Origin of the sequence: Parafannyhessea sp. (assembly GCF_051876455.1) — a bacterium.
In the GTDB taxonomy this organism is placed as follows: Bacteria; Actinomycetota; Coriobacteriia; order Coriobacteriales; family Atopobiaceae; genus Parafannyhessea.
In genome coordinates this window covers 1-8,210 of record NZ_JBJEHW010000200.1, presented here as the reverse complement: position 1 = coordinate 8,210, position 8,210 = coordinate 1, and the positions used below count along the sequence as shown (strand labels likewise).

Genomic DNA, 8,210 nt, shown 5'->3' with positions numbered 1-8,210 from the left:
ATGGCCTGCGGAAACGACATGCAGGAGTGCATGGTACACCAAGCGCGACACAACGGGGAGCGCCTCGTCCGTCCGCCCTTCCAATCCATGGGAACGCAATCCCACGCGTGGTGTGGATGCTAGAATGAATGCTATAATTGGTAATAGTACTTCCAGATTTAACCATCGACACCCGCCATCGAGACATTTGCCTGCACGATGACGCCAAGTTCAGGGAGGCGGCTCCATGTACATCAGGCGCGAGGTTGAGCAGACAATCGACGCCATGCTCAGGCAGGGGAAGGTTGTCCTGGTAACCGGCTCCCGACAGGTGGGAAAGACGACGGTCCTCAGGGAGCACCTGGGAGACGACTACGGCTACGTGTCGATGGAGAACCCACGCGACTTCGCGCTCGCGAAGGAGGATTCCGTACTGTTCTTCGAAACGCACCAGCTCCCCCTCATCATCGACGAGGTGCAGCGGGTGCCGGAGCTCTTCTCGCCCATCAAGTGGATCGTGGACCAGTCCGACGAGAGGGGTCGCGTCGTCCTCACCGGCTCGCAGACGTATCACCTGATGAAAGGCGTAAGCGAATCGCTTGCGGGAAGAATCAGGATCATCCAGATGCCTCCCCTGAGTCTGAGAGAGCTTGCCGGCGACGCCGGAGGCCCGCATCCCTTCATACCGAGCCCGGTCGATTCCAGTGACACCAGGTCGCCAGACCAAGGCAAGAGCCTCCCGGCCCTCTGGGATGTCATCCACCGCGGCTCGATGCCGGAGCTGCAGGACGCCTCGATCGACTGGGACTCCTTCTACAGCGACTACGTGAGCACATACCTTGAGCGGGACGTGCGCGACCTCATAAACGTTAAGGACCAGGTCAAGTTCTACAACTTCATGGTCGCCTGCGCGGCGCGTACGGGACAGCTCTTCAACGCGTCGGACATCGCCAACGCCATCGACGTGAGCCACAAGACGGTCGCGGCGTGGATTTCCGTACTCGAGGCGTCTGGCATCGTGAAGATCCTCCAGCCCTTCTGGCCCAACATAGGAAAGAGCGTCACCAAGACCCCAAAGATCTACTTCATGGACACGGGGCTCGTGTGCCAGCTCACGAGATGGACCACTGCGGAGCAGCTCAGCCGCGGCGCGATGGCGGGCCACGTGTTCGAGACCTTTGTGGTGTCCGAGGTACTTAAGTCGTACATGAACGCGGGAGCGAACCTCCACGACGTATGGTTCTACCGTGACGCCAGGAAGCGGGAGGTCGACCTCGTCATCCAGGAGGGACACATCCTGCATCCCGTGGAGATAAAGGCCGGCGCCACCGTCGGGTCAGAGGCAGTGAGGAACTTCCAGTGCCTGGCAGACCTTGCCGACTATGAGCTCGGCTTTGGCAACGTGATCTGCCAGACCCCAGAGCCCTACTACGTCACGCGAGACGTGCAGGCAATTCCCGTCTGGTACATCTGAGCGCCCCGAGGCGCCATGCGCGCTACAGCCCCAGAAGCTCGATGAGGTCGTCCTTGCGGAGCGACCCGAGCGACATGCCGCCGCCCTCGCCCACGACCTGGTCGGCCAGCTCGCTCTTGGCCTCCTGCAGCGCCATGATGCGGTCCTCCACCGTGTCGCGCGCGATGACCTTGTAGACCGTCACGTCCTTGGTCTGGCCGATGCGGTGCGCGCGGTCCGTGGCCTGGTCCTGCGCCGCGGCGTTCCACCAGGGGTCGGCGTGCACGACGACGGAGGCGCCCGTGAGGTTGAGGCCCGTGCCGCCCGCCTTGAGCGAGATGAGGAACACGGGGACGTCGTTGTTGTTGAACTCGTTCACGAGCTCGACGCGACGCTGCTTGGGGGTCGCGCCCGTGAGCGTGTAGTACTCCACGCCCTCCGCGTCGAGCCGGTCCGCGATGAGGTCGAGGTAGCTCGTGAACTGCGAGAACACGAGCATCTTCTCCTGCGCGTCGACCACGCGGTCCACGAGCGAGCAGATGGTGTCGAGCTTGGCCGAGGGGCCCGTGTAGTCCGCGTAGACCAGCCGCGGGTCGCAGCAGATCTGCCTGAGGCGCATGAGCTCGGCCAGCACCTGGATCTTGCCGCGGCGGAACTCCGAGTCGCTCTTGGACGTGATGGAGAGGCGCAGCGCCTGCTCGTGGGCCTGGTACAGGCGGCGCTGCTCGCCCTCGAGGTGCGCGTAGACCACCTGCTCGAGCTTCTCGGGCAGGTCGCGCAGGACGTCGCGCTTGAGGCGCCTGAGCACGAAGGGGCCTATCGCGTCGCGCAGGCGCTCCGCGCACTCCGTGTCGCCCGCGAGGATGGGCTCCTCGTAGCGCTCGCGGAACCGCTCGTAGCCGCCGAGCAGGCCGGGCATGAGGTAGTCGAATATGCTCCAGAGCTCGGACAGGCGGTTCTCGATCGGCGTGCCCGTGAGCGCGAAGCGGTGCCGCGCCGGCACGGCCTTGACCGCGCGGGCGGCCAGCGTCTCGTGGTTCTTTATGTACTGGGCCTCGTCCAGGACCTCGCACCAGAAGTCCGTGTCGGCGTAGTCCTCGATGTCGCGGCGCACGAGGTCGTAGCTCGTGACGAGCACCTCGTGGGCGCCGTCGCGGCGGATGCGCCTGCGCTCGGCCGCCGTGCCCACCACCACGGCCACGTCCATCTGGGGCGCGAACTTCTCGAACTCCGCCGCCCAGTTGTACACGAGCGACGCTGGGCACACCACGAGCGTGGTGCCCCTGCCGCGGTGCGCGAGCAAAAACGAGATCATCTGGACCGACTTGCCCAGGCCCATCTCGTCCGCGAGGATGCCGCCGAAGCCCATGTCGGACAGCGCGCACAGCCACTGGTAGCCGGCCACCTGGTACGGGCGCAGCCTCGGCGCGATGGTCGCGGGCGGCTCGTAACGGGTGGGGTCGACGGAGCGGAAGTTGTCGACGTACGAGCGGAAGGACTCGTCCTTCTCGTCGTCCGTCATGATGTGGTCGAGCAGGAAGGCCTTGTAGCTGGGGATCCGCACGTCGCCGGAGGAGAGCTCGCGCGCCGTGAGGCCCAGCTCGTCCGCGAGGCGCGCGGCCTCGCCCAGGTCCGCGCCGGACAGGTCCACGAAGGAGCCGTCGCGCAGCCGGTGGAAGCGCTCGTGGCGGCGGTAGCCCTCGAGCAGGGAGTACAGCTCCGAGAGCGGGAGGTCCTCCGCGCTCACCTTGAGGTTGATGAGGTTGGCGCGCACGGTGAGCGCAACGCTCACGCGCGGTGCCTCGCGCCGCACCAGGCCGTCGAACGCCCTGGTCGTGCGCACGGTGCCGATCCTGCGCAGGCTGTCCACGCCCTCGAACGCGAGCCGCGCTATGGCGGCGCCGTCGCGCTCCGGGATGGTCGCCACGCCGGAGGACGCCGACGCGTTGGTCGGGAAGTACGACCCCACGACCTGGCGGGCGGCGGCCTCCCCCGCGAGGTCGCGGCCGAGGTCGCGCACGGGCCCGACCTCGCGCGCGAGCAGGGGGTAGCGCTTCTCGCCGTAGACCGCGGACGCGCGGCACGTGACGCCGGCGCGGGTGTGGTCGAGGTCGAACTCCAGGTGCAGCGGGTCGGGCAGCTGGGCGCTTACCTGCGAGGGCACGTCCACGCGCATGGCCCGGCTCACCTTTGGCAGCACCGTCGCCGCGAAGCGCGGCACGTCGCGCTGGCCCAGGATGATCTTGCCGTCGGGGCTGGAGTACACCGTGGTGAGGAACGTCGCGATGGCGCGGAGCCGGTCAGTGCAGCGCAGGAGCCGGTCAGCCGTGACGGCGTAGAGGTGCTCCGGCGTGCCGAAGAAGTCCACGTCCTCGCCGCGCTCGAGCTCGAAGGCGTTGTCGCCCGCGCCCACCAGCCGCATGGAGACGTCCGGGTCGCCCTCGGCCACGGACACCCTGCGGGCGGGCACGCTCACGCGGCCCGTCTCGGGCGAGAGGAACTCGACCTCCAGCTCGTGGCCCATGAGGATGCCCACGAGCTCGTCCAGCTCGGGGGGCGTGAGCCTGAGGTCGCGTCCGAGCTCGGGCTGGGCCGAGGACATGCCGTACACGCGCGCGGCCACGCGGTGCGCGGAGAAGGACTTGCGGTTCTGCACGGCGCGCACCACGAACTCGCACACCTGCCGCGACAGCTCGTCGAACATCCGCGGCTCGTGCACGAAGGCGAGCTTCCTGCCATAGGCGTGGTAGGCGCCCTGCAGAAGGTCCTGCGCGAGCGTGCCGATGTCGCGCACGATGTAGGAGCCGGACGAGCCCACCATCCTGAAGTGCACGAAGGTGTCGTGCCCGCGGCTGAGCGTGGTCTCGAGCCGCACGCTGCCGGAAAGCTGGTCCGTGAGCGCGCCGACGCGCGGCGGCGTCGGGACGGACGCCCTGTCAAGGTACTCGCCCAGCACGGTGGAGGTGCTGGCGTGCTCGAGCTCGCTGTAGCCCGCGTACTCGCGGGCGTTGCGGTTGAAGTCCAGCGCGAGGGCGATGCTGTGCTTGCAGGGGCCCTTGTAGGTGCGCGCCGCGGGGCACGTGCAGTCGTAGTCGACCACGCGGTCCGCCGCCTCGTCCACGGTGATGCTCGCCTCGTAGTGGTCCTGGTAGCCGGAGCTGCTCTCCACGCACGCCTCGATCCTGGTAAGCGAGTCGTCGTAGCTGCAACTGCGCTTCCAGATGCCGTCCTGGCGCCGCGCGATGATCCTCGCGCGCCCCAGGATGGCGGGCCTGCATGCCTTGGAAAGTGCCTTCTCGGAAATCAACCAGTGAACCTCCCCGCGCCGACGCGTGCCGGGCGGCCGCTCCCCGTGCCTGGGCACCGCAAGGGTCCCTCAAGCCGCTTTCAGACGTTGGTGCCAAATATAAGGACGCTGGTGCCAACTATGCAAGAAACGGGCCGTCGTTCCGCATCTCTCTAGCGTAGCGTGTTCGGGCCGCGCGGGCACGGTCATTTTCGCCCAATCCGCAGGCGCCCCCAGATCGCCGGGCCAAACTGGCTCACGGTGACCGCCAGGAAGATGAGGGCGAAGCCCGCGAGCAGGGGCGGCGTGACCGTCTCCCCGTAGAACACGATGGAGAAGAGCACGGCGAACACGCTCTCGAGCGAAAGCAGGAGCGCGGCCTGCGCGGGCGGCACGTGCCGCTGGCCCACGTTCTGGAGGATGAGCCCCAGCATGGTGGAGCAGCACACCACGTAGCCCATGGACAGCCAGAAGCTCCCCGGCAGCGCCGCGAAGTCCGGCACGGGCTCGAGCGCGAGCGCTGCGGCCAGGCACAGCACGAAGCTCGCGGCGAACATGACCGTCGTGATGACCATCGTGTCGTGCGCCGCGCCAAAGCGCCCCACGGCCACGATGTTGAGCGCGAAGAAGAACGCGGACACCAGGGTGAGAAGATCGCCCACGCCAAGGCCGAAGCCCTTCTCGCCCGAAAGCGCCAGGAAGCCCACGCCCGCGAGGCACGTGGCCGCCGCGACCACGCTGCTCGCCCCGGGGCGGCGGCGCGTCACGAGCCAGTTCATGAACGGCACCATCACGCAGTAGGTTGCCGTGAGGAAGGCGTTGCGCCCGGGCGTGGTGCCGACGAGGCCCACGTTCTGGATGAGGAAGCCCAGCCCCTCCGGCAGGCCGATGGCCACGCCCGCGACCACGTGCGAGAGGTCGAGGTAGCGCGCCAGCCTCCGGTGGAAGACGAGGCACATGGCCACGGTGGCCAGGCCAAAGCGCAGCGCGATGATCCAGATGGGCGTCATCGCGTCGAGCGTGTCCTTGAGCACGACGAACGACCCGCCCCAGATGACGGCCGTGAGCAGGAGCCCCAGCTCGAACACCCAGACGGGCGCGCACCTGCCCCCTGCCGCGCCGGCGCGCGCCTCGCTAGAGCCTGCCATCGCGAACCTCCTCCTCGAGCTCGAGCACCTGGCTCCGCCCCGCCCCGAACTGGCTCACCAGCACGGAGCCGAAGATGAGCGCGAAGCCCGCCAGCAGCGAGGGCGTGACGGCCTCGCCGTAGAACAGGACCGAGAAAAGCGTGGCGAAGACGCTCTCGAACGAGAGCAGGAGCGCCACCTCGGACGAGGGCAGGTGCGCCTGGGCGACGTTCTGCACCAGGAGCCCGAACACGGTGCAGAGAAGCGTAATGTAGACGGCCTCGAGCCAGAACGCGGGCGTGAGCGCGGCGGCCGCGGGCACGGGCTCGAGCGCCACCGCCCACGCCAGGCACACGAGCGCGGACACGACGAACATCACGAAGGTGAGCGTCACGGCGTCGTGCGCGCGACCGAGCCGCCCCACGGCCACCATGTTGCAGGCGAACGCCAGCGCGGAGACCAGGGTGAGAAGGTCGCCCGTCCCGAGGCGCGGCCCCAGCGTGCCCCCGAGCGAGAGCAGCCCCACGCCCGCGAGGCACAAGAGCGCCGCCGCGACGTTGTTGGCGCCCGGGCGCCTGCGCTCCACGGCCCAGGCCAGAAACGGCACCATCACGCAGTACGTGGCCGTGAGGAAGGCGTTGCGGCCGGGCGTGGTGCCCGTGAGGCCGAGGTTCTGCAGCAGGAAGCCGAGCGCCTCCGGCACGCCCACGCAGGCGCCCGCCACCACGTGCGAGGGGTCCAGGCAGCGCGCGATCCTCCCGCGGAAGAGAAGCGCGAGGACCACGGCCGCGAGCGCGAAGCGGAGCGCCAGGAACCACGACGTGGGCATGTGGCGCAGCGCGTCCTTCATCACCACGTACGACGAGCCGTACGCCACGGTCGTGAGCACGACGGCCGCGGCGTACGCCCAGGACGGTATGTTCTTCGGAAGCGTCATCCAGCAGATTATACGGGACCCAAGGGGCTGCCGCGGCCGCGGCGCCGCGACCTTCTCGTCACAAAATGACCACGTATCCGAAACAACCATCATCTTGGCGATATTTTCGGACGAAGTTGAAGGTATTGTGGTCGCTCATCCGCCCCGTGGCATAAAATGGGCTTGGCTGGCCGCATGGGCCGGTCGCACATCGGACAGATGCGCGCGGGACAAGGCCCGACGCGCTTGATGTGGTGGAGAGGAGAACCATGCAGTATTCCGCAGAAGTGGAGCGTATGTGCACTGTCGCCAAGGGCGCATACCACGGTCCTGCGCCCATTCCCGAGGAGGGCAAGTGGGTCCAGGCCAAACAGATCTCTGACATCTCTGGTTACACGCACGGTGTAGGCTGGTGCGCACCCCAGCAGGGCGCCTGCAAGCTCAGCCTTAACGTCAAGGAGGGTGTCATCGAGGAGTGCCTGATCGAGACGATCGGCTGCTCCGGCATGACCCACTCCGCCGCCATGGCCGCCGAGATCCTCCCCGGCAAGACCATCCTCGAGGCCCTGAACACCGACCTCGTCTGCGACGCCATCAACGTCGCCATGCGCGAGCTCTTCCTCCAGATCGTCTACGGCCGCACCCAGACCGCGTTCTCCGAGGGCGGCCTGCCCGTTGGCACCGGCCTCGACGACCTCGGCAAGGGCCTGCGCTCCATGGTCGGCACCACGTACGGCACCAAGGCCAAGGGCGCTCGCTACCTCGAGCTGACCCAGGGCTACATCACCAAGATGGCGCTCAACGCCGACGACGAGATCATCGGCTTCGAGTTCCTCAACCTTGGCAAGTTCACGGACGCCATCAAGGCCGGCACCGATCCCAAGGAGGCCGTCGAGGGCGCCATGGGCCGCTTCGGCCAGTGGGACAACCCCGCCAAGGTCATCGATCCGCGCAAAGAGTAGGAAGGGAGCTGAATACACATGGCAATCACGTTCGAAGGCTACGAGCGCCGCATCGACAAGATCAACAAGACCTGCGCTGAGTACGGCATTGCTGACCTTGAGGAAGCTCGCAAGATCTGCACCGACCTCGGCTTCGACCCCTACAAGATCACCGAGGGCATTCAGTCCATCGCATTCGAGAACGCCAAGTGGGCCTACGTCCTGGGCTGCGCTATCGCAGTCAAGAAGGGCGTGAAGACCGCCTCCGAGGCCGCAGCCGCCATCGGCATCGGCCTGCAGGCGTTCTGCGTGCCCGGCTCCGTCGCCGAGGAGCGCAAGGTCGGCCTGGGCCACGGCAACCTGGGCGCCATGCTGCTGGGCGAGGACACCGAGTGCTTCTGCTTCCTGGCAGGTCACGAGTCCTTCGCGGCCGCCGAGGGCGCAATCGGCATCGCCAACAACGCCAACAAGGCCCGCAAGAAGCCGCTCCGCGTCATCCTGAACGGCC

The 8,210-nt window shown here is 67.4% G+C and carries 6 protein-coding genes; 3 read left to right on the top strand and 3 right to left on the bottom strand.

Annotation, left to right across the window (positions count from 1 at the left end; all coding sequences use genetic code 11):
* The first annotated feature begins 226 nt into the window (after window positions 1–226).
* Window positions 227–1,453 carry an ATP-binding protein gene (locus tag ACI38Z_RS08410; RefSeq protein WP_439789747.1) on the top strand — a complete coding sequence of 409 codons (1,227 nt, stop codon included), beginning with the start codon at window positions 227–229 and terminating at the stop codon, window positions 1,451–1,453.
* Window positions 1,454–1,475: 22 nt separating this feature from the next.
* On the opposite strand, the gene ACI38Z_RS08405 is transcribed toward ACI38Z_RS08410, so the two are convergent.
* From ACI38Z_RS08405 to ACI38Z_RS08395, 3 genes are all read right to left on the bottom strand, one after another.
* A complete protein-coding gene (locus ACI38Z_RS08405) occupies window positions 1,476–4,739 on the bottom strand; it encodes an SNF2-related protein (RefSeq protein WP_439789746.1) in 3,264 nt (1,087 codons plus the stop codon).
* A gap of 185 nt (window positions 4,740–4,924) precedes the next feature.
* Complete coding sequence (locus ACI38Z_RS08400) at window positions 4,925–5,866, bottom strand: DMT family transporter (protein WP_439789745.1); 942 nt, start codon at window positions 5,864–5,866, stop codon at window positions 4,925–4,927.
* Window positions 5,853–6,782, bottom strand: coding sequence for a DMT family transporter (locus tag ACI38Z_RS08395; protein WP_439789744.1), 930 nt, complete (start codon window positions 6,780–6,782; stop codon window positions 5,853–5,855). Before ACI38Z_RS08395 ends, ACI38Z_RS08400 begins: the two co-directional genes overlap by 14 nt.
* A gap of 248 nt (window positions 6,783–7,030) precedes the next feature.
* On the opposite strand from ACI38Z_RS08395, the gene ACI38Z_RS08390 reads away from it, so the two are divergent.
* The gene (locus ACI38Z_RS08390; RefSeq protein WP_439789743.1) at window positions 7,031–7,723 is read left to right on the top strand and encodes an iron-sulfur cluster assembly scaffold protein; all 693 of its coding nucleotides are present in this window, start codon (window positions 7,031–7,033) and stop codon (window positions 7,721–7,723) included.
* Window positions 7,724–7,741: 18 nt separating this feature from the next.
* Window positions 7,742–8,210 (top strand): GGGtGRT protein (locus ACI38Z_RS08385; protein ID WP_439789742.1); only part of this gene is annotated, 469 nt, incomplete at its 3' end.

Coding starts and splice junctions, on each gene's coding strand:
- ACI38Z_RS08400 (WP_439789745.1), bottom strand. CDS start 5,866: ATGGCAGGCTCTAGCGAGGCGCGCGCCGGCGCGGCAGGGGGCAGGTGC.
- ACI38Z_RS08410 (WP_439789747.1), top strand. CDS start 227: ATGTACATCAGGCGCGAGGTTGAGCAGACAATCGACGCCATGCTCAGG.
- ACI38Z_RS08390 (WP_439789743.1), top strand. CDS start 7,031: ATGCAGTATTCCGCAGAAGTGGAGCGTATGTGCACTGTCGCCAAGGGC.
- ACI38Z_RS08395 (WP_439789744.1), bottom strand. CDS start 6,782: ATGACGCTTCCGAAGAACATACCGTCCTGGGCGTACGCCGCGGCCGTC.